This window comes from Pontimicrobium sp. MEBiC06410 (assembly GCF_053601615.1).
In genome coordinates this window covers 1-20,581 of the sequence record NZ_JBSHNT010000157.1, presented here as the reverse complement: position 1 = coordinate 20,581, position 20,581 = coordinate 1, and the positions used below count along the sequence as shown (strand labels likewise).

The following is a 20,581-nucleotide window of genomic DNA, read 5'->3' as shown; positions in this document are numbered from 1 at the left end:
ATAATGGTTTCCTAGATTAAGGAAAATCGGACTATTTTTAATTAAACTTGTGGGGGTTGGAAAATAGAATCTAAATACTGATTGGTATAAGAAGAATTATGACTTATAGTTATTTTAGAACTAAAGTATTCTAAATTACTAAATTCAAACTTAAAAACTGAGACTATAACGTTAGAAGAAGTGCAAGAACAAATACAAAAATGACACTCCTTGTCACAATTAGAATCTTCCGGGTGATTTTTATCATCATGATGTTCTTTATGCCCTTCGATATCTATATGATGCCCCTCGTGAATAGTGTTGGTTTCTGTTATATGGGTGATAGCAACCATTTCATCATTATTAATTAAAAATTCATCACCAAACGAAAATATCGATGTTGTTATAATGATTAAGGATAATATGGCTGAAAAAATCTTCACAGTACAAATGTAAAAAGAAAAGTAATGCAATGGGATTGCATTACTATAAAAAGATATTTAGTAAATGCTATAAAACATGTGCGCACGAGAAGATTCGAACTTCCACATCCTAAAACGGATACTGGCCCCTCAAGCCAGCGCGTCTACCAATTCCGCCACGTGCGCTTTTATAAAAGTAAAGGTATAAAAATGTTAGGTATTGCTTAACTTTTTTAAGAAGAGAATTTATAAATTTAATTTTAAAAACTATCTATTTTACTCGTTAAATAAAAAAGCAGCTAACGATTAGGTTAACTGCTTTTTGTGTTGTGACCGGGCTGGGGCTCGAACCCAGGACCCTCTCCTTAAAAGGGAGATGCTCTACCAACTGAGCTACCAGGTCATTTAGTTAAATACATTTGTTTAATGGGGTGCAAATATACTAACCTTTTATTAATAAATAAAACAAAAAATTAATATTTTTTTAGTGCACATGAGAAGATTCGAACTTCCACGACCAAAAACAGTCACTGGCCCCTCAAGCCAGCGCGTCTACCAATTCCGCCACATGTGCTTTTTGTGAAAAATATGAACAAAAAAAAAGCTAAGCAGTGCTTAACTTTTTTGTGACCGGGCTGGGGCTCGAACCCAGGACCCTCTCCTTAAAAGGGAGATGCTCTACCAACTGAGCTACCAGGTCATTATTAACATTAAGTTATTTCCCTAATGCGGGTGCAAATATAAAAGCTTTTATCGATATTCCAACACTAATTTAAAGTTTTTTTTGTTTTTTTGCACTGCAATTTTCTATGCTTTTAATAATCAAATTGATAACAAAAAAATGAATATAATTTTATTGGGATATATGGCCTCAGGGAAGTCATTAATAGGAAAAAAACTAGCAGAAGCCTTACATTATAATTATATTGATTTAGATGCTTATATAGAATCTGAAGAACAGAATTCGGTAAGTGAACTATTTGATAAAAAAGGAGAACTATTTTTTAGAAAAGTAGAACATAAACATTTAAATACGCTGTTAGATACAAGTGAGAAAACAGTGATTTCTTTAGGTGGTGGGACGCCATGTTATTATAATACAATGGCGTTGCTTAAAGCAAACGAGAACTTTAAAACAATATATTTAAGAGTTTCTATTCCAGAATTAGTTAACAGGTTAAAAACAGAAAAGGAGCAAAGGCCAATTATAGCCCATATAGAAACAGAAGAATTATTAACCGAATTTATTGGAAAACATTTATTTGAAAGGTCTAATTTTTATAATCAAGCAGATGTTATAATAGATGCCAATGAAAATCCAGAAGCAATTATAGAAGCTATTTTATTAAAGTTATTTTAAAACAGCTTCATAAGTATCACCTTCTAAAACAACATTTACATGTTCGTTTAAAGAGGTAGATAACGATATGCCTTTAAAATCTGCTTTTACAGGATATTTTTTATGATTTCGGTTTACCAATACAGCAGTTTTAAATTGTTTTAATGGAACATCTAAAAAATGCTTTACGCCATAAATTAAGGTTGTTCCAGAATTTAAAACATCATCTATAAGTATAACAGATTTATTAGTGTAAGCTTCAGGTGTAATTGATGTTTCTATAGTTTGTCTAGGATCTTTTTTATCAATACTAACTTTACATAATATAGGGGTAATAGGGGAGACGTCTTCTAATATTGTTTTTAATTTCTCTGCCAATATATAACCATTACGATCTATACCCGCTAAAATAACCTCAGATTCGTTAACATTACTCTCATAAATTTGATAAGCAATACGTTTTATTTTATGATTTATTTCGTCGTGAGAGAGAATACTATTTTTTAATGCAGTCATAAAGAAATTATTTTAGTCAAATATAAAACAGAAGAAAGAATTAAATTGCTTTTTACGATTCATTTTCTTTATAAATATCGTCAATGTCTCGCCTGTCTTTTTTTGTAGGTCTTCCTGTGCCTTTTTTGCGATAATGATCTTTAGCAAATTTTAAAAGCTCTTGAGCTTCAAAAGCAGACTTTGGAGTTGTATCTACTCTATAGATGTCAACAAGTTTTGCTCCAACGCGGTTAGGAGGAATATCTAAAACTGTTAAACTATAATTAATCTGGTTTTTTCTAAGTTCAATTTTGTCAGTTACATAGACCTCTCTACTTGGTTTTACTGCTTGTCCGTTTACTTTAACATGCCCCTTTTTACAAGCAGTAGTTGCAATATTCCTTGTCTTGTAGTGCCTTACACACCATAAATACTTGTCTATACGCATACAAATAATCTAAAATCTACGTTAATGATATTGTGCAAAATTATATTTAAACTTATCTTGCACCCAAAAATAAGCAATAAATGAATTTAAGAAAACTAACTTTAGCAACTTTATCTATAGTATTATTATCTTTTTCTTGTAAAAAGGATGATGGACCAGAGATTATTCCAGATAGAGACAGACAAGAAGTGTACGATGAAGATCTCATAGAGATAGAAGAATACTTAGAAACACACTTTTATAATTACGAAGAATTTAATGCAAATCCAGAATATTCTTTAGCAAATGATGAGTTTGAATTAGTTTTTGATACAATAGAGGGGGCTAATGCAGATAAGATTCCTTTAATGGATCAAGTTATAGCAAAAACGATTACACAAGATGGTATAGACTATAAGTTATATATACTAAAAGTAAGAGAAGGGCTTAATAAAAATGTACATGGTTTAGATAAAGCAGCCGTAACATATAATGGAACGCTTGTAGACGGTACTTCTTTTGATAGTGCTGTAACACCTGCCTTTTTTAATTTAACAACAGTAGGTTCTCAAGGAGGAGTTGTGGCTGGGTTTAGAGAAGGGTTAACAGAGTTTAAAACGGCAGATGGATTTACAGAAGCAGCAGATGGGTCTGTGGTTTACCATAATCACGGAATTGGAGCAGCTTTTATTCCTTCTGGATTAGGTTATTTCTCTAGACCAGTAGGTTCTATTCCTCAATATGCACCAATTTTCTTTAGGTTTAATGTATACTCTAGAAGTAATACAGATTTCGATTTAGATGGAATACCTTCTTATTTAGAAGACTTATCTATGTCTGGTGATGGACTAGATGATAATACAGATGGTGATTTATTAGTGAATTTTATAGATAATGATGATGATGGAGATGGTGTACTAACCAGAGATGAAGTTATAAAGAAAGCGTATACTAAAAATGAAAGTGATGTAGAATTTGCAACAGAAGCTGATGCACAAATGTATTATGATAATAATGCTGCTGCCGATGAAGTATTTGTTAGTATAGAAATAGAAAATGATGGAACGTACATTTTAAACACTGTTGTGGTGCCTAATACTAATACATCAGATTCTCCAGATTTACCAGATTATTTAGATAATACGGTAACTAATAATTTAAGCGATGATTAAATTTTTAGAATGTAAATAAAATACAAACAGCCAACTCATTGAGTTGGCTGTTTTGTTTATAATAAATAGGTAAAAGCCAGTTTGTTTTCTTATAGCTTATAAGATAAACTTAATATAAGCTGCTCTGGTCTTGTATCTAATCTATCTGCAGCTATTGTTGTGTTATTTGTTATTACAGTGGCTTCATTATTATTAAAACCACGTTCATACCTTAAATCCAGACCTAGTTGGTCTATATTTAGACCTATACCAAAATGTAGTCCAACAGAAAAATCATTTTCAAGCTTGTCTATAACCGCATTGCTTAAATCTGATTCTAGAATGTATTGTAAAGAAGGGCCAGCAAAGACGTGTACAGGACCTATAACTTTTATACCAACTAAAAGTGGTGCATCTAATTTTTGCATAGAGAAATCACCAGCAGTATCATAATCGCTTTTAGTACTGGTATACACTAGCTCAGGTCTAAAATATAGTTTGTTTCCTAATTTCCCGAAAATACCTATATGGTAACCTACTGTAGCTGTAGGATCTTTAGAAGTATTATTTATGGCATCGAAATAACTGCCATTGGCATTGTAATTAACACCACCTTTAAGCCCAAATCCGCTTCCACTTTGCGCGAAAGCGGATGTGGCTATTATTACTGTAAAAACTACAGTTAAAAATATGTTTTTCATAATTTTTCGTTTTATTGATTTCTAAATATAAAACGAAAAGCGTGCCATATTATTTTCTTTGTATCACTTTTTCACAAGCGCTCACAATTGCATCACTATTTAAACCATACTTTTCCATAAGCTGAGCTGGTGTTCCAGATTCTCCAAAAGTATCGTTTGTTGCAATAAATTCTTGTGGTGTTGGTTTGTTAGTTGCTAATACCCTTGCAACACTTTCTCCTAAACCACCTAAATGGTTATGTTCTTCTGCAGTAACTATACATTTTGTTTTGCTTACAGATTCTATAATAGCATTAGCATCTAAAGGTTTTATAGTATGTATGTTAATAACTTCAGCAGAAATTCCTTTTTCATTTAATGCTTTAGCAGCTTCAAGAGTTTCCCAAACTAAATGACCAGTGGCTACAATAGTAACATCTGTTCCTTCAACAAGGTGTACGGCTTTACCAATTTCAAACGTTTGATTTTCTGGAGTGAAATTAGCTACTTTTGGTCTTCCAAAACGTAAGTATACTGGTCCATGGTGTTCTGCTATAGCTAATGTTGCAGCCTTAGTTTGGTTATAATCACAAGGATTAATAACAACCATACCTGGTAACATTTTCATTAAACCAATATCTTCTAAAATCTGGTGGGTAGCTCCATCTTCTCCTAGTGTTAATCCCGCATGAGATGCACAAATTTTCACATTTTTATCAGAATAAGCAACACTTTGTCTAATTTGGTCGTAAACACGACCTGTTGAAAAGTTTGCAAAAGTACCTGTAAATGGTATTTTTCCACCAACAGTTAATCCAGCAGCAATACCTATCATGTTTGCTTCTGCGATTCCTATTTGAAAAAAACGTTCTGGGTTTTCTTCAATAAATTGATCCATTTTTAAAGAGCCAACTAAATCGGCACAAAGTGCAACAACATTAGGGTTTGTTCTACCTAACTCTGTTAAACCAGCTCCAAAACCTGAACGGGTATCTTTACTTCCTGTATTTGTATATGTTTTCATAAGTGTAAAATCGTAATTAGTAAATCTAAAAAGGGTTAGTAATCTCCTAAAGTTTCAGGATTTTGTGCAAGAGCGCTAGCTAATTGCTCGTCATTAGGTGCTTTTCCATGCCAAGCATGAGTGTGCATCATGAAGTCAACACCATTACCCATCATTGTTTCTAATAAAACACAAACAGGTTTACCTTGTCCGGTTTTAGATTTTGCTTCAGCCATTCCTTTTAAAATAGCTTCCATATTGTTACCTTCTTTTATCTCTATAACAATCCAATCGAACGCTTCAAATTTAGCTTTAACATCTCCCATAGGTAATACATCATCTGTAGCACCATCAATTTGTTTTCCGTTTAAATCTATAGTAGCAATTATATTATCTACTTTTTTTCCAGAGGCATACATGATTGCTTCCCAATTTTGACCTTCTTGTAATTCACCATCACCATGTAGGCTATAAATTAAATGATTACAACCATTTAGTTTTTTTGCTTGCGCAGCACCTAAAGCTACAGACATTCCTTGACCAAGAGAACCCGAAGCAATTCTTACACCTGGTAAGTTTTCATGAGTTGTTGGGTGACCTTGCAGTCTAGAATTAATTAATCTAAAGGTATTAAGCTCGTCTACTGGAAAATACCCAGCTCTAGCAAGCACACTGTAATAAACAGGAGAAATATGTCCGTTAGAAAGGAAAAATAAATCTTCTCCAATACCGTCCATGTCAAAACCGTCTTTTCTGTCCATTATGTCGTTATAAAGAGCTACAAAAAACTCTGCGCAGCCTAAAGATCCTCCTGGATGCCCAGAATTTACCTTATGAACCATACGTAAAATGTCTCTACGTACTTGTGTTGTAATATCTTCTAATTGTTGTGTGTTTGCCATTTTTTTAGCGTTATGTTAATTGGGCTCAAAAATAACTTTTTTAAACGCCTTTTACAATGCTTATTTAACTTCATTTATTAACGAATTGACTCGATTTGCTAACAATTGTAAATTTTATTAAATGTTTAAGACCATAAGACATTTTGTTAATTATCTTTGCAGGCGAATGAATTTTATCAAAAAAGAATACTTTTGGAATACTATCTATCATTAGTTGTATTATCTTGATTATAAATTTTACATTTTATCTTCAAGATTAAGAGGTATAGAAATTCAAAACGGAAAGAATGCTTAGCTAATTGCTAGCACAATAAAAACATCGATAATTAATTCGATGTTTATTTTTGTCCCTTTTGTATTATTGTTAATTCATTTTATAATAAAACAGAATAGAAAAATAAGTAGTATAGCTTAATTATTGGTTTTGTATACTTATTTCTATCTCTATTGTAATATTTATATACGATTCGATTAAAATATGACGTTTGATTTAAAAGCAAAGGATCCACAGAGTAATGCAAGGGCGGGAGTAGTAACCACAGATCATGGAGTTATAGAAACTCCTATATTTATGCCTGTTGGTACAGTAGCCTCTGTTAAAGGGGTGCACCAAAAAGAATTAAGAGAGGAAATAAATCCTGATATTATTTTAGGAAATACCTATCATTTATATTTAAGACCACAAACCGAAATTCTTGAAAAGGCAGGAGGTTTGCATAAATTTATGAATTGGGATCGTAATATTTTAACCGATTCTGGAGGGTATCAAGTCTATTCATTATCTTCTAGAAGAAAAATAAAAGAAGAAGGTGTAAAGTTTAAATCGCACATAGACGGAAGTTACCATACATTTACACCCGAAAATGTCATGGAAATTCAGCGAAGTATAGGTGCCGATATTATTATGGCTTTCGACGAGTGTACACCCTATCCATGCGATTATAATTATGCAAAACGATCTATGCACATGACGCATAGATGGTTAAACCGTTGTATAAATCACCTAGAAAAAACACCATTTAAATACGATTACTCACAAGCATTTTTCCCTATCGTACAAGGAAGTACATATAAAGATTTACGTAAACAATCTGCAGAATATATAGCAAATGTTGGCGCAGAAGGAAATGCCATTGGAGGGCTTTCAGTAGGAGAACCAGCAGAAGAAATGTATGCTATGACAGAAGTGGTAACCGATATATTACCAGAAGATAAACCGCGTTATTTAATGGGCGTAGGGACACCTATAAATATTTTAGAAAATATTGCTTTAGGAGTAGATATGTTCGATTGCGTTATGCCAACACGTAATGCTAGGAACGGAATGTTATTTACGGCTTATGGTAGTATAAATATTAAGAACTTAAAATGGCGTGACGATTTTTCTCCAATAGATGAAATGGGAATTACATTTGTAGACACAGAGTATTCTAAAGCTTATTTACGTCACTTATTTACAGTTAATGAATTGTTAGGTAAGCAAATAGCAACCATACACAACTTAGGGTTTTACTTATGGTTGGTTCGCGAAGCAAGAAAACATATATTAGCAGGAGATTTTAGAACGTGGAAAGATATGATGGTTAAACAAATGAATAATCGCTTATAACTCTTGAAAATATTAGACTGGTACATACTAAAGCGCTACTTATTCACATTTTTAATGATGATATTACTGTTTATTCCTATAGGTATAACAGTACATTTAGCAGAAAAAATAGGTAAAATATTAGAAAAAGAAGTTCCTTTTGGAGAGGTAATGGTTTACTTGCTAGACTTTACTATCTACTTTGCACACTTGCTTTTTCCTTTATTTTTATTTTTATCAGTCATTTGGTTTACCTCCAAACTAGCTAATAATACAGAGATAGTAGCTTTTTTAAGTTCAGGGGTATCATTTTCAAGATTTCTAAGACCATATTTAATAGGAGCAAGTTTAGTTGCAGGTTTTTCTATAATATTAGGTTTATATCTGGCTCCTAATGCTAGTAAAGGGTTTAATGATTTTCAATACAAATATTTAAAAGGAAGGAAAGCGGTTGAGAGCGGACGTTTATTAAAACAGATTAATGATAACGATATTATCTTTGTAAGTCATTTCGACTCTAATAAAAAAATAGGGCATAATTTTACCTTAGAGCATTTTGAAGATGGTAAAATGACATATAAAATTGAATCTACTAATATTCGTTATAAAGAAGAAGATAGTACTTATCGTTTAAGGAGCTACTTAAAAAGAACTGTGGGAATTAATGGAGATACCTTAGAATTTAAAAGGAAGAAGGATACATTGTTTTCATTTGATCTAGAAGATTTAACTCCTGAATCTTACATTGCAGAAACAAAAACATATAGCGATTTACGACGATTTATTGAAAGAGAAGAAAAACGAGGTTCGTCTAATATAAGTCGTTATAAATTAGAATTATACAGAAAGTGGAGTTTACCAGTGTCTGTTTTTATTTTAACAATTATTGCTGTAGCCGTATCCTCAAGAAAACGAAGAGGAGGTATGGGGGTAAACCTTGCCTTCGGTATTTGTATAGCCATGATCTTTGTGTTTTTTGATAAAATTTTTGGTACTATGGCAGCCCAATCAGATTTTTCACCATTATTGGCTGTATGGTTTTCTAATATAATATTTGGTATACTAGGTATAATACTTATATACAATGCTAAACGATAAGTTTAAAAACTACCTTCATTTACATCTCTTAGTATTTATAGCAGGTTTTACAGCTATTTTAGGTAAACTAATAACAATAGAGGCTGTTTCATTAGTTTGGTATAGAATGTTAATAGCTACGGTTTTAATGTATATCTACATTAAAATAGTGAAAATAGATATAAAGATTTCAAAAAAATCATTAATTAAATTATCTGTAGCTGGAATAATTATAGCACTGCACTGGATAACCTTTTTTGCAGCCATAGATGCCTCTAACATATCTATTACTTTAGCTATGTTTTCTACAGGAGCCTTTTTTGCTTCTTTTATAGAACCAATGATTTATAAGAGAAAAATAATATGGTACGAAATTTTATTTGGAATTATAGTTATAATTGGCGTATGGATAATTACTCAAAGTGAAATTAAACATATAACTGGAATTATATTAGGAATATCATCTGCATTTTTTTCATCCCTTTTTGCGGTATTAAATGGGAAATTTTTAGAAGAACATTCAGCTACAAAAATTTCTTTTTACGAATTTATTAGTGGTGTTATATTCATTTCTATTTTTATCCAACTGTTTGGAGGAGGATTTTCTGTAGAATATTTTCAAATTAGTAATTCAGACTTTTGGTATTTGTTCATATTAGCATCAGTTTGTACAGCATATGCTTTTATAGCATCTGTATATGTAATGAAACAAATAAGCCCATACACAGTTGTACTAACCTATAATTTAGAACCTATATATGGCATTGTAATAGCAATAATTTACTTCCCAAATTCAGAAAAAATGTCATCAGAATTTTATTACGGAGCGGCAATAATACTGGGCGTTGTAATATTAAATGGTATTTTAAAAAATATAAAAACGATAAAAAGGAAAGCAACTTAATACTAAATTAACAATTAAAGTTTTTATATTTGTCAACTAAACTAAGAACTAAACAAATAATAAATTCCCTATGGAATATTTAGAATTTGAATTACCGATAAAAGAGCTAGAAGAGCAACTTCAAAAGTGTCAGGTTATTGGAGAAGAAAGCGATGTAGATGTTACACAAACCTGCAAGCAAATAGAAAAGAAATTAACTGCGACCAAAAAGGATATATATAAAAATTTAACGCCATGGCAACGTGTACAAATGTCACGCCATCCAAATAGACCATATACTTTAGACTATATTAAAGCATTATGTGGAGATTCATTTTTAGAATTACACGGCGATCGTAACTTTAAAGATGATAAAGCTATGATTGGTGGTTTAGGTAAAATTGGAGACCAAAGCTACATGTTTATTGGGCAGCAAAAAGGCTATAACACCAAAACACGACAGTATAGAAACTTTGGTATGGCTAATCCAGAAGGTTACCGTAAAGCTTTGCGTTTAATGAAATCTGCTGAGAAGTTTGGTATTCCAGTAGTAACATTATTAGATACGCCGGGAGCATACCCAGGCTTAGAAGCTGAAGAACGTGGACAAGGAGAAGCTATTGCAAGAAATATATTAGAAATGACACGTCTTAAAGTGCCAATTATTACAGTAGTAATTGGAGAAGGAGCTTCAGGAGGTGCACTAGGTATTGGTGTTGGAGATAAAGTACTAATGTTAGAGAATACATGGTATTCTGTAATATCGCCAGAATCGTGTTCTTCTATTTTGTGGAGAAGTTGGGAATTTAAAGAAACTGCAGCAGAAGCTTTAAAATTAACAGCAACAGATATGAAGAAAATGAAATTGGTTGATGAGATTGTTAAAGAACCATTAGGCGGAGCACATAGCGACAGAGAAAAAACATTTTTAACTGTAAAAAATGCTATTGTTAGTGCTTATGATGAATTTAAAAACTTATCACCAAAAGATTTAGTAGACCAGAGGATGGATAAATATTCTCAAATGGGAGTTTACAAAGGCTAGTAGCTATAAAACCTAAAAAAATAAAATCTGAAAGCTAGTCTTTCAGATTTTTTTATGCTTATTAACAAAAAAAAAGAGTTATTAACACTATAAATGTTCACTACATGTGAAGATTGAAAGGCGTTTAAATTCTGTTCACATAATCAATTTATTTACTTTCGCTAACTATGAAACAACCACAACAATTTTCCGGCTATAAAGTTGATAAAAGCACTATTATTAGCCTTGAAAAAGGGAAAATACCACCTCAAGCCATTGAATTAGAGGAGGTTGTGCTTGGTGCTATGATGATTGATAAGAAAGGAGTAGATGAAGTCATTGATATTTTAAGCCCAGAAGCTTTTTATAAAGAAGCACATCAACATATTTTTGAAGCCGTTTTTATGCTGTTTCAGGAAAGCGAGCCTATAGACATATTAACAGTTTCTAACCAATTAAAGACCAACGGTAAGTTAGATTTAATAGGAGGAGACTTTTATCTTATTTCATTAACTCAAAAAGTATCATCATCTGCGCATATAGAGTTTCATGCCCGTATTATTCTTCAAAAATTTATTCAACGAAGCTTAATAAAAATATCTAACGAAATTATAGAAGAAGCTTACGATGAAACAAAGGATGTTTTTGATTTATTAGACCATGCAGAATCTAAATTATACGAAGTAACACAAGGTAACATTAAAAAATCTAGTGAAACTGCTCAAGATTTAGTAATACAAGCCAAAAAGAAAATTGAAGAAATATCTAAACAAGAAGGAATGAGTGGAATTCCTACTGGTTTTACTAAACTAGATGAATTAACTTCTGGCTGGCAACCAAGTGATTTAATTATTGTTGCAGCTCGTCCAGGTATGGGAAAAACGGCCCTAACACTAACAATGGCAAGAAACATTGCAGTTAACTCAAATATACCAGTTGCATTTTTCTCTTTAGAGATGGCATCAGTACAGTTAATTACCCGTTTAATATCTAGTGAAACAGGGCTATCCTCAGAAAAACTGAGAACAGGAAAACTAGAAAAACACGAGTGGGAACAACTTAATGTAAAAGTAAAAGATTTAGAAAAAGCACCTTTGTTTATAGATGATACTCCATCATTATCAATTTTTGATTTGAGAGCAAAAGCTCGAAGATTAGCATCTCAACATGGTATAAAAATGATTATGATTGATTACTTGCAGTTAATGACAGCCGCAGGAGCAGGAGGAAACCGTGAGCAAGAAATATCAACAATTTCTCGAAACTTAAAAGCTCTAGCAAAAGAATTAATGGTACCAGTAATTGCATTATCGCAATTATCACGTGCGGTAGAAACACGTGGAGGTAGTAAAAGACCCTTATTATCAGATTTACGTGAATCTGGAGCAATTGAACAAGATGCAGATATAGTATCGTTTATCTATAGACCAGAATACTATAAAATTGATGAATGGGATGATGATGATCATTCACCAACAGCTGGTCAAGGAGAGTTTATTGTTGCAAAACACCGTAATGGTGGACTAGAAAACATTAGACTTAAATTTATTGGTCATCTAGGTAAATTCGACAACTTAGATGATTTCGATACACCATTTGGGCAAGAGTTTCATAGTAAAATGAATGCAGCAGCAAATGATGATACATTTACCCCAGATAACTTTACAGCCTCTCCAGAAGATGCGTTTGGCAGCCCAGACGATGATGATGTTCCATTTTAAATAATATAAAAATTAATTCTAATGCTAAATACTTTATAAAAAGTCAGTTTTAAAGTATTTTTGCGACGTAAATGAAGTTATTACCTAACAATAATTATTAATACAAAATGGATAAGACACGTACTACAAATATGTTACTATTAGTAATAGTAATACCTATAATATTTTATTTATTAAAAGTACTGTCTTTTATATTTATACCATTGGTATTTTCAATGTTTATTGCTTTGTTATTTTTACCATTAATGCGCTTTTTAGGAAAGAAAAAAGTACCTAAAAAAGTAAGTATAGTTATAGTCGTTTTAATAATACTTGGGGGCTTAAAAATAGGAGGAGAGCTAGTAAAAATATCTAGCAGACAAATTTTAGCAACAGAATCTACTTTTTTTGTTAAGGCACAAACTAAAATTAATGATTTAGTATACAATATGGATACTTTTTTTGGTGTTGAACCAGCACCAGACCGTAATTTAAAACTAACTCGTTTTTTTAAAAAAGATGAAGTCTTTAGCAAATTTGGACCTACATTTAATATTGTTAGTAAATTTCTTACCTCCTTATTAATGACAACGTTTTTTGTTGTTTTATGGCTTGGAGAATCAATAAATGTAGAAAAACTACTCAATAAAACACTATTAAAGAAAAAGCACACTTCGATAAAGACATTCAGGAAGATAGAAAAAGACCTTATTAAATTTATAAAAGTAAAATTTTTAGTGAGCTTTTTAACTGGAGTGGGTACAGGTTTGGCATGTTACTTTTTCGATGTAAGTTTTCCAGTTTTCTGGGGATTATTTGCTTTTCTAATTAATTTTGTACAAATGGTAGGCTCATTTATTTCTGTCATTTTGCTATCTATATTTGCATTTGTTGAGTTAGACCCAACAAGCACATTACTATTCTTTGTTTTATCAATTACTGGAGTGCAAGTGCTTTTTGGAGCAATTTTAGAACCTATTTTTATGGGGAAATCATTTTCAATAAATATTATAACAGTACTAGTTATGTTAATGTTTTGGGGCTTTATATGGGGCATACCAGGTTTAATAATGGCAATACCTATAACAGTATTTCTTAAAATCATTTTTGAACAATTTCCAAGTACAAAAGGCATTGCCAGTCTTATCTCTGGATCTGGACAATAAATATCTGCTAATATTTACTTAAAGCCTTAAAATAAAGCACAATTTTTAAGTATCTTTCAAGTTAATTAATTGAAATGATTTAATCTTTATTTACTATAGATTGAAGCATAAAACGATTTAGTATATTTTGAAAAATATAATATCACTTATAATAATATTACTGTTCTCATCACAGGCATTTGCATCCTACATATTAATACCTATGGATGCTGAAACACAAGATAATCACTTAAAAGCTTATGGAATTACCTATTGGACTTTAAAACAAAATTTAAAAGTAAAATGGTTATTAAACTATAGAGGAGGCTCCTTTTTATTACCAGACAATAATGCTATACAGAGGGAATGTAAAATACGAGGTGTTAGTTTTGAAGTCTTAAGTAATACTAAAGCAGAAAGTATACTTGAAGACATTAGTAGCCCAAGTAAAAACATGGAAGCTGTAGTATTAGAAAAAGCCCCTAAAATTGCAGTATATACACCAAAAGGGAAATTGCCATGGGATGATGCAGTAACCATGGTGTTAAGTTATGCCGAAATACCTTATGAAACAGTATACGATAAAGAAGTATTAGAAGATGGTTTGGTATTATTCGATTGGCTGCACTTACACCATGAAGATTTTACAGGACAATACGGTAAGTTTTATCGAAACTATAGAACAGCAGCTTGGTATATAGAAGAAAAAAAGGAAGCCGAAGCATTAGCAACAAGTTTAGGCTACAATAAAGTTTCAGAAGAGAAAAGAGCAGTAGCTTTAAAAATTAGAGATTATGTAGTAGGAGGAGGCTTCATGTTTGCCATGTGTAGTGCAACAGATAGTTTTGATATTGCATTATCTGCAGAAGGTGTAGATATTTGCGAACCAATGTTCGATGGAGATGGAAGTGATGCTAACTATCAATCTAAACTAGATTATAGAAAAACATTCGCCTTTAAAGATTTTATACTAGAGCGCAGTCCAATGATCTATGAGTTTTCAAGTATAGATATGACTAGAAAACGAAAAATACCAAAAGAAACAGATTATTTTTCTCTAATGGATTTTTCTGCAAAATGGGATCCTATTCCAACAATGTTATGTCAAAATCATACAGCATTAGTAAAAGGATTTATGGGGCAAACCACTTCATTTACAAGGGATGAAATAAAACCCAATGTTCTTGTTATGGGAGAAAATAGAACTAACGGAGAAGCAAAATATATACACGGAATAAAAGGAAAAGGTTTTTTTACATTTTATGGAGGGCATGATCCGGAAGATTATACACATAAAGTAGGAGACCCAAAAACAGAACTAGACCTGCACCCAACATCACCAGGTTATAGGCTAATTTTAAATAATGTATTATTCCCTGCCGCTAGAAAGAAGAAGCAGAAAACATAATCTAAAGCATAGTTATAAATAATAAACAAATTGTCCTTTTTGTATCATAATACTACTTATTACATCAAGCTGAACTTGTTTCAGTAACACATACATCTATAAACATAGATGCTTCATGGTGAGAATCTAAAAACAAATTTAGGTAGATGGTAGACTTTATGATTAATTACGGATATTCAAAATAAAAATAATAATAATGTCTAGAAAAGAAAGGATATTAAATAAAATTCAAATACTAATAACCAATCACTTTAATACCCCAGAGGAAGCCTTTAATTTTTTTGATGAAAATGGAGATGGAAAACTATCAAAAAAAGAAATTGTAAAACTTCTTAAGCAAGCAGAAATAAGTGGGTTTATTAGAGGTATAGTGGCTTCTAAATTAATAGAAGGTTACGATAAAAATGAAAATGAGCAAATAGATTGGACAGAATTTAAAATAGCCATAAACGAAATCTCTAAAGATTAACCTAAAGTCGTAAGCATATTGAAAAATAATGTATTACAATTTCTACGCTTACTATTGTGGGCAATAGTATTTTGGATTCTTGCATTGTGTCTATTCATAACTATTAGATACTATGCAATAGGAGAGCTCGAAACAGGAATAGAAAATGACATCTCTATAATACAATGGCTGTTTAATTTCGGAATTATTTCTGGAGTAATAGTAGGTACTTTTTATGCTATAGTCGATTTTTTGTTCGATAAATATGTGTCCAAAAAATTATCAATAGGTTTAGTTTTTATTCAAAAGTCTATAATATATCTATTTAGTTTAATTATTTCTATAACATTTATATCTAGAAAAGTAGAAGAATTTGGAGATGTAAATTTGCCCAATGATGTTTCAGGGTGGTGGATAAAAAGTAAAGTATTTTGGTTAATAATAGTCTATTTTATTATATGCTCGTTAGTTTTTGCATTTATAAAAATAGCAAATCAAAAATTTGGTAAAGGCATATTTATAAAGCTTTTAATAGGTCATTATAAGAAGCCAAGAGAAGAAAAGCGTATTTTTATGTTTCTAGACCTACAAGCATCAACAACAATAGCAGAGCAATTAGGGCATTATAAATATAGTGAGTTTATACAAGAATGTTTTTACGATTTAAATATAGTAATAACAAAGTATAATGCAGATATATATCAATATGTAGGAGACGAAGCAGTACTCAGTTGGCCATACACTAAAGGAATCGTTAAAAATAATTGTATCGAATTATTTTATAGTTTTGAAGCTAGGTTATTAAAGAAAGAAAAGCAATACATGCAAAAATACGGTGTGTACCCGAAATTCAAAGCAGGAGTACATGGAGGAGATTTAATTGTAACAGAAGTAGGCACTGTTAAAAAAGAAATAGCCTATCATGGAGATGTAATAAATACAACAGCAAGAATACAAGGAGAATGTAATAAATACAAACAAAGGTTATTAATATCCGAAAGTCTATTAAGAGATTTAAAATTAAAAAATAACTATAGTACTACAGAAATAGGAAATATAGCCTTAAAAGGAAAAGAAGAAAAGATAACTTTATTTGCAATAAATAAAGTTTAGAATAAAAAAAATCCGATTCAATTAAGAATCGGATTTTCTTTATATAAGCGAAATGATATTAGTCAAGGCAAAATGCCTTATTTAATTTTATTTACTACAGCTTCAAAAGCCTCAGGGTTATTCATTGCTAAATCAGCTAAAACCTTACGGTTTAATTCGATATTATTAGCTTTTAATTTCCCCATAAATTGAGAGTAAGACATACCGTGTAATCTAGCTCCTGCGTTAATACGCGTAATCCATAATGCACGAAATGTTCTCTTTTTGTTTCTACGGTCTCTGTATGCATATTGCATAGCTTTATCAACCGCGTTTTTTGCTACTGTCCAAACGTTTTTACGACGTCCAAAGTAACCTTTTGCTTGTTTAAGCACCTTTTTTCTTCTGGCTCTTTTGGCAACAGAATTTACTGATCTAGGCATAGTTTTAAATTTTTTTGTAGTAGGCGGTCTTTAAATCGACACTTTCTAATTTGTATAAAAATCGTAAATCAAAAATCTACAATCGTTAATCAAATGGCCTAACTCCAGGGTTTATAAATATTAATTTTAACCAATTAAGGTAATGTTACTTTAAACGCATCATTACTTTAATGTTGTTCTCATCTGCAGGGTGTACTAAAGTACTGTGCGTTAGAGCTAGCTTACGTTTCTTAGACTTCTTTGTTAAGATGTGACTCTTAAACGCGTGCTTTCTTTTAATTTTACCAGTACCAGTAAGCTTAAAACGCTTCTTAGCACTAGATTTTGTTTTCATTTTAGGCATCTTGTTTCCTAGGTTTTAATTATCTCGCTTATAATATTTTACACCTTAATTAAGGCTAGTCTTTACTTTTTTGGAGCAATAAACATGGTCATACGCTTACCCTCTAATCTTGGCATTTGTTCTACTTTACCAAACTCTTCAAGATCTTGAGCTAAACGTAATAATAAAATTTGTCCTTGCTCTTTAAACACGATAGAACGTCCTTTAAAAAATACAAAAGCCTTAAGCTTTGCACCCTCTTTAAGAAACTTCTCGGCATGTTTCTTTTTAAATTCGTAATCATGATCATCTGTTTGAGGACCAAAACGAATCTCTTTAATAACAACTTTAGTTGCTTTAGACTTTATAGCCTTATCACGTTTCTTCTGCTCGTATAAGAACTTTTTATAGTCCATGACTTTACAAACAGGCGGATCGGCTTTTGGTGATATTTCAACAAGGTCTAATTCTTGCTCCGTTGCTATTGCTAATGCTTCTCTAGTAGAATATATTCCTACTTCAACATTATCTCCAACTAGACGCACTTTTTCAGCTCTAATTTTAGAGTTAATTCTGTGTTGGTCTTCTTTAATTACTCTTAAAGGGCCTTTTGATCTTTTTCTACGTATTGCTATGACTTCTAAGGTTTTAGTTAAACTTATTTAAAATTGTTTTAATGTCTTATTTATTTCTGTTTTTACAATTTCCGAAAACTCATCTACACTAATTGTGCCTAAATCATCTCCGCCATGTTGTCTAACAGATATTTTATTTTCTTTCTCTTCATTCTCGCCAATAATAATCATATAAGGCGTTTTACTCATCTCCGCTTCTCGTATTTTCTTACCAATAGTCTCATTTCTATTGTCTACAAGGGCGCGAATTTCGTGATTTTCTAACAAATTTAAAACTTTTTCTCCGTATTTTTCATATTTCTCACTAAGAGTTAGCACAGAAACTTGATTTGGCATTAGCCAAAGCGGGAAATTTCCACCAGTATGTTCTAGTAAAATAGCAATAAAACGTTCCATACTACCAAAAGGAGCACGATGAATCATTACAGGTCTGTGTAGCTCATTGTCACTACCCTTATAAGTCAAATCAAAACGCTCAGGTAAGTTGTAATCAACCTGTATAGTACCTAATTGCCATTGTCTACCCAAAGCATCCTTAACCATAAAGTCTAACTTAGGGCCGTAAAAAGCAGCTTCACCCTCTTCAATAACATAATCTAAGCCCTTGTCTTTAGCAGCACTAATAATTGCCAGCTCAGCTTTTTCCCAGTTCTCAACATTACCAATATACTTCTCTGGATTTTCAGGATCTCTAACAGAAACCTGAGCCGTAAAGTTTTCAAAACCTAGAGAGCCAAAAACATATAAAACTAAATCAATAACATTTTTAAATTCCGCATCCAATTGATCTGGAGTACAAAATAAGTGAGCATCATCCTGAGTAAACCCTCTAACACGAGTTAAGCCATGTAGTTCTCCACTCTGCTCATATCTATAAACAGTACCAAATTCAGCATAACGCTTGGGTAAATCCTTATAAGACCATTGGCTGTTATTATAAACCTCACAATGATGAGGACAATTCATAGGCTTTAATAAAAACTCTTCATCATCTTTAGGCGTTTTTATAGGTTGAAAACTATCTTCACCATATTTTGCATAATGACCAGAAGTAACATAAAGTTCCTTTTGCCCAATATGAGGTGTCATTACCATCTCGTAGCCAGCTTTCTTTTGTGCAGCCTTTAAAAAATTCTCTAAACGTTCACGTAAAGCAGCACCCTTAGGTAACCATAAAGGCAAACCAGCACCAACTTTCTGAGAAAAAGTAAATAACTCCAACTCCTTACCAAGTTTTCTATGGTCACGCTTTTTAGCCTCTTCCAATAAATGTAAATACTCTGTTAGCTCTTTTTGCTTAGGAAACGAAATACCATAAACACGAGTCAGTTGTTGCTTGGTTTCATCACCTCTCCAATACGCACCAGCAACAGATAATATTTTTACAGCCTTAATAATTCCAGTGTTTGGAATATGGCCACCACGACATAAATCTGTAAACGTAGAATGATCACAAAAAGTAATTGTGCCATCCTCTAAATTTTCAATCAATTCTGTTTTAAAAGGATTATCCTTATATAAAGCCAAAGCATCAGCCTTAGAAACAGAACGCATTTTAAAATCATGCTTTCCACGAGCAATCTCTAACATTTTAGTTTCAATAGCCTTAAAATCTTTGTCAGAAATAGAAGTCTCACCAAAATCAACATCATAATAAAAACCATTATCAATAGCAGGACCAATCGTTAACTTAGCATTAGGATATAATTCCTCAATAGCCTGAGCTAAAACGTGAGCTGAAGAATGCCAAAATGCTTTTTTACCATCATCCGTCTTCCAAGTATGTAAAACTAAAGACCCGTCGGTGGTTAAAGGCGTAGTCGTTTCAACGGCAGTACCATTAAAATTTGCAGAAATAACATTTCTAGCCAAGCCTTCACTAATACTTTTAGCAACATCCATTGCAGTAGAACGTTCCTCAAAAGATTTAACACTCCCATCGGGTAAAGTAATCTGTATCATAAAAAGTTTTAAAATTCAAGCAACAAAGATAATAGGTTAACAATAGACAAGCAACACATAAAACTGTATTTTTAATATAACTTTTCTCTATGGCGTTCCCTAATCACAAAGCAAGAAAAGCTTAGTAATTAGGTCGGGCTTTCATTACTCGCTCTTTTCAAGGAGCTCAAACAAGCCATTCAATCCCTAACGCAAGAGAGTATTAAACAAAAGAGAAAAAGATAAAGATTGAAGAAATCAATAAACAAAAACAAGAGAGAAGCACAACTTTAAAAGCAGAGATAAAAAAAAGACAAGGCCCTTAAAAAATAGATACCCCCCCACAAGAGTAAAAACCAACCAAAAACGCGTATATATAATAAGGACAAGAAGAGAAAAAACACTCCTTAAAAAAACTAAAAAAAAAGAGTGTATAACCCCTTAAAATTAAGGCTGTTAAAAACTAATTTAAAATAA

The 20,581-nt window shown here is 31.9% G+C and carries 21 protein-coding genes and 4 tRNA genes; 11 read left to right on the top strand and 14 right to left on the bottom strand.

Annotation, left to right across the window (positions count from 1 at the left end):
• Nucleotides 1-41 precede the first annotated feature (41 nt).
• From ACVC08_RS12255 to ACVC08_RS12235, 5 genes are all read right to left on the bottom strand, one after another.
• Complete coding sequence (locus ACVC08_RS12255) at nt 42-422, bottom strand: hypothetical protein (RefSeq protein WP_452602219.1); 381 nt, start codon at nt 420-422, stop codon at nt 42-44.
• 79 nt (nt 423-501) lie between these two features.
• A tRNA-Leu gene (locus tag ACVC08_RS12250) sits at nt 502-587 on the bottom strand.
• A gap of 144 nt (nt 588-731) precedes the next feature.
• Nucleotides 732-804: transfer RNA gene (locus ACVC08_RS12245), tRNA-Lys, on the bottom strand.
• Between the two features lie 85 nt (nt 805-889).
• Nucleotides 890-975: transfer RNA gene (locus ACVC08_RS12240), tRNA-Leu, on the bottom strand.
• A 53-nt stretch (nt 976-1,028) separates the two neighbouring features.
• Nucleotides 1,029-1,101, bottom strand: a tRNA-Lys gene (locus tag ACVC08_RS12235).
• A 141-nt stretch (nt 1,102-1,242) separates the two neighbouring features.
• Between ACVC08_RS12235 and ACVC08_RS12230 the strand changes: the two genes are divergently transcribed.
• Nucleotides 1,243-1,761 carry a shikimate kinase gene (locus ACVC08_RS12230; RefSeq protein ID WP_452602218.1) on the top strand — a complete coding sequence of 173 codons (519 nt, stop codon included), beginning with the start codon at nt 1,243-1,245 and terminating at the stop codon, nt 1,759-1,761.
• On the opposite strand, the gene ACVC08_RS12225 is transcribed toward ACVC08_RS12230, so the two are convergent.
• Both ACVC08_RS12225 and ACVC08_RS12220 read right to left on the bottom strand, forming a co-directional pair.
• Nucleotides 1,753-2,256, bottom strand: coding sequence for a phosphoribosyltransferase family protein (locus ACVC08_RS12225; protein ID WP_452598983.1), 504 nt, complete (start codon nt 2,254-2,256; stop codon nt 1,753-1,755). The genes ACVC08_RS12230 and ACVC08_RS12225 overlap by 9 nt on opposite strands.
• 52 nt (nt 2,257-2,308) lie before the next feature.
• Complete coding sequence (locus tag ACVC08_RS12220) at nt 2,309-2,683, bottom strand: RNA-binding S4 domain-containing protein (RefSeq protein ID WP_452598984.1); 375 nt, start codon at nt 2,681-2,683, stop codon at nt 2,309-2,311.
• Nucleotides 2,684-2,763: 80 nt separating this feature from the next.
• Here ACVC08_RS12220 and ACVC08_RS12215 point away from each other — a divergent pair, with 80 nt between their 5' ends.
• A complete protein-coding gene (locus tag ACVC08_RS12215) occupies nt 2,764-3,834 on the top strand; it encodes an FKBP-type peptidyl-prolyl cis-trans isomerase (RefSeq protein ID WP_452598985.1) in 1,071 nt (356 codons plus the stop codon).
• 89 nt (nt 3,835-3,923) lie between these two features.
• On the opposite strand, the gene ACVC08_RS12210 is transcribed toward ACVC08_RS12215, so the two are convergent.
• The 3 genes from ACVC08_RS12210 to ACVC08_RS12200 are packed head-to-tail and all read right to left on the bottom strand — an operon-like array spanning nt 3,924 to nt 6,398.
• Complete coding sequence (locus ACVC08_RS12210) at nt 3,924-4,514, bottom strand: porin family protein (RefSeq protein WP_452602217.1); 591 nt, start codon at nt 4,512-4,514, stop codon at nt 3,924-3,926.
• A 49-nt stretch (nt 4,515-4,563) separates the two neighbouring features.
• On the bottom strand, nt 4,564-5,517 hold the full coding sequence (locus ACVC08_RS12205) for a transketolase family protein (RefSeq protein WP_452602216.1): 954 nt from the start codon (nt 5,515-5,517) through the stop codon (nt 4,564-4,566).
• A 35-nt stretch (nt 5,518-5,552) separates the two neighbouring features.
• Nucleotides 5,553-6,398: a transketolase gene (locus ACVC08_RS12200; RefSeq protein WP_452596592.1), complete on the bottom strand. Its 846-nt coding sequence runs from the start codon at nt 6,396-6,398 to the stop codon at nt 5,553-5,555.
• A gap of 478 nt (nt 6,399-6,876) precedes the next feature.
• Here ACVC08_RS12200 and tgt point away from each other — a divergent pair, with 478 nt between their 5' ends.
• The 9 genes from tgt (at nt 6,877) to ACVC08_RS12155 (ending at nt 16,784) form a co-directional block, all read left to right on the top strand.
• Nucleotides 6,877-8,007, top strand: a complete 1,131-nt coding sequence (tgt, locus tag ACVC08_RS12195) for a tRNA guanosine(34) transglycosylase Tgt (protein ID WP_452602215.1) — start codon at nt 6,877-6,879, stop codon at nt 8,005-8,007.
• A gap of 3 nt (nt 8,008-8,010) precedes the next feature.
• The gene (locus ACVC08_RS12190) at nt 8,011-9,084 is read left to right on the top strand and encodes an LptF/LptG family permease (protein WP_452602214.1); all 1,074 of its coding nucleotides are present in this window, start codon (nt 8,011-8,013) and stop codon (nt 9,082-9,084) included.
• Nucleotides 9,071-9,967 carry a DMT family transporter gene (locus tag ACVC08_RS12185; RefSeq protein WP_452602213.1) on the top strand — a complete coding sequence of 299 codons (897 nt, stop codon included), beginning with the start codon at nt 9,071-9,073 and terminating at the stop codon, nt 9,965-9,967. Before ACVC08_RS12190 ends, ACVC08_RS12185 begins: the two co-directional genes overlap by 14 nt.
• Before the next feature lie 70 nt (nt 9,968-10,037).
• A complete protein-coding gene (locus ACVC08_RS12180) occupies nt 10,038-10,991 on the top strand; it encodes an acetyl-CoA carboxylase carboxyltransferase subunit alpha (RefSeq protein WP_452596596.1) in 954 nt (317 codons plus the stop codon).
• Nucleotides 10,992-11,158: 167 nt separating this feature from the next.
• A complete protein-coding gene (gene dnaB, locus ACVC08_RS12175) occupies nt 11,159-12,691 on the top strand; it encodes a replicative DNA helicase (RefSeq protein ID WP_452596597.1) in 1,533 nt (510 codons plus the stop codon).
• A gap of 107 nt (nt 12,692-12,798) precedes the next feature.
• On the top strand, nt 12,799-13,836 hold the full coding sequence (locus tag ACVC08_RS12170) for an AI-2E family transporter (protein ID WP_452602212.1): 1,038 nt from the start codon (nt 12,799-12,801) through the stop codon (nt 13,834-13,836).
• A gap of 202 nt (nt 13,837-14,038) precedes the next feature.
• A complete protein-coding gene (locus ACVC08_RS12165) occupies nt 14,039-15,223 on the top strand; it encodes an asparagine synthetase B (RefSeq protein WP_452602384.1) in 1,185 nt (394 codons plus the stop codon).
• A 196-nt stretch (nt 15,224-15,419) separates the two neighbouring features.
• The gene (locus ACVC08_RS12160) at nt 15,420-15,692 is read left to right on the top strand and encodes an EF-hand domain-containing protein (protein WP_452602211.1); all 273 of its coding nucleotides are present in this window, start codon (nt 15,420-15,422) and stop codon (nt 15,690-15,692) included.
• A gap of 18 nt (nt 15,693-15,710) precedes the next feature.
• On the top strand, nt 15,711-16,784 hold the full coding sequence (locus ACVC08_RS12155; RefSeq protein ID WP_452602210.1) for an adenylate/guanylate cyclase domain-containing protein: 1,074 nt from the start codon (nt 15,711-15,713) through the stop codon (nt 16,782-16,784).
• Nucleotides 16,785-16,861: 77 nt separating this feature from the next.
• On the opposite strand, the gene rplT is transcribed toward ACVC08_RS12155, so the two are convergent.
• The 4 genes from rplT to thrS form a co-directional block, all read right to left on the bottom strand.
• Nucleotides 16,862-17,206 carry a 50S ribosomal protein L20 gene (rplT, locus tag ACVC08_RS12150; RefSeq protein WP_452597981.1) on the bottom strand — a complete coding sequence of 115 codons (345 nt, stop codon included), beginning with the start codon at nt 17,204-17,206 and terminating at the stop codon, nt 16,862-16,864.
• Nucleotides 17,207-17,351: 145 nt separating this feature from the next.
• The gene (rpmI, locus tag ACVC08_RS12145; protein ID WP_076733479.1) at nt 17,352-17,549 is read right to left on the bottom strand and encodes a 50S ribosomal protein L35; all 198 of its coding nucleotides are present in this window, start codon (nt 17,547-17,549) and stop codon (nt 17,352-17,354) included.
• A 62-nt stretch (nt 17,550-17,611) separates the two neighbouring features.
• The gene (gene infC / locus ACVC08_RS12140) at nt 17,612-18,121 is read right to left on the bottom strand and encodes a translation initiation factor IF-3 (RefSeq protein ID WP_452597983.1); all 510 of its coding nucleotides are present in this window, start codon (nt 18,119-18,121) and stop codon (nt 17,612-17,614) included.
• A gap of 69 nt (nt 18,122-18,190) precedes the next feature.
• The gene (gene thrS, locus ACVC08_RS12135) at nt 18,191-20,125 is read right to left on the bottom strand and encodes a threonine--tRNA ligase (RefSeq protein ID WP_452602209.1); all 1,935 of its coding nucleotides are present in this window, start codon (nt 20,123-20,125) and stop codon (nt 18,191-18,193) included.
• Nucleotides 20,126-20,581 lie beyond the last annotated feature (456 nt).

What these genes read in the sequence shown, in the direction of transcription:
- ACVC08_RS12230 (WP_452602218.1), top strand. Translation starts at nt 1,243, where the DNA reads ATGAATATAATTTTATTGGGATATATGGCCTCAGGGAAGTCATTAATA.
- ACVC08_RS12225 (WP_452598983.1), bottom strand. Translation starts at nt 2,256, where the DNA reads ATGACTGCATTAAAAAATAGTATTCTCTCTCACGACGAAATAAATCAT.
- ACVC08_RS12220 (WP_452598984.1), bottom strand. Translation starts at nt 2,683, where the DNA reads ATGCGTATAGACAAGTATTTATGGTGTGTAAGGCACTACAAGACAAGG.
- ACVC08_RS12215 (WP_452598985.1), top strand. Translation starts at nt 2,764, where the DNA reads ATGAATTTAAGAAAACTAACTTTAGCAACTTTATCTATAGTATTATTA.
- ACVC08_RS12210 (WP_452602217.1), bottom strand. Translation starts at nt 4,514, where the DNA reads ATGAAAAACATATTTTTAACTGTAGTTTTTACAGTAATAATAGCCACA.
- ACVC08_RS12205 (WP_452602216.1), bottom strand. Translation starts at nt 5,517, where the DNA reads ATGAAAACATATACAAATACAGGAAGTAAAGATACCCGTTCAGGTTTT.
- ACVC08_RS12200 (WP_452596592.1), bottom strand. Translation starts at nt 6,398, where the DNA reads ATGGCAAACACACAACAATTAGAAGATATTACAACACAAGTACGTAGA.
- tgt (WP_452602215.1), top strand. Translation starts at nt 6,877, where the DNA reads ATGACGTTTGATTTAAAAGCAAAGGATCCACAGAGTAATGCAAGGGCG.
- ACVC08_RS12185 (WP_452602213.1), top strand. Translation starts at nt 9,071, where the DNA reads ATGCTAAACGATAAGTTTAAAAACTACCTTCATTTACATCTCTTAGTA.
- ACVC08_RS12180 (WP_452596596.1), top strand. Translation starts at nt 10,038, where the DNA reads ATGGAATATTTAGAATTTGAATTACCGATAAAAGAGCTAGAAGAGCAA.
- dnaB (WP_452596597.1), top strand. Translation starts at nt 11,159, where the DNA reads ATGAAACAACCACAACAATTTTCCGGCTATAAAGTTGATAAAAGCACT.
- ACVC08_RS12170 (WP_452602212.1), top strand. Translation starts at nt 12,799, where the DNA reads ATGGATAAGACACGTACTACAAATATGTTACTATTAGTAATAGTAATA.
- ACVC08_RS12165 (WP_452602384.1), top strand. Translation starts at nt 14,039, where the DNA reads ATGGATGCTGAAACACAAGATAATCACTTAAAAGCTTATGGAATTACC.
- ACVC08_RS12160 (WP_452602211.1), top strand. Translation starts at nt 15,420, where the DNA reads ATGTCTAGAAAAGAAAGGATATTAAATAAAATTCAAATACTAATAACC.
- rplT (WP_452597981.1), bottom strand. Translation starts at nt 17,206, where the DNA reads ATGCCTAGATCAGTAAATTCTGTTGCCAAAAGAGCCAGAAGAAAAAAG.
- rpmI (WP_076733479.1), bottom strand. Translation starts at nt 17,549, where the DNA reads ATGCCTAAAATGAAAACAAAATCTAGTGCTAAGAAGCGTTTTAAGCTT.
- thrS (WP_452602209.1), bottom strand. Translation starts at nt 20,125, where the DNA reads ATGATACAGATTACTTTACCCGATGGGAGTGTTAAATCTTTTGAGGAA.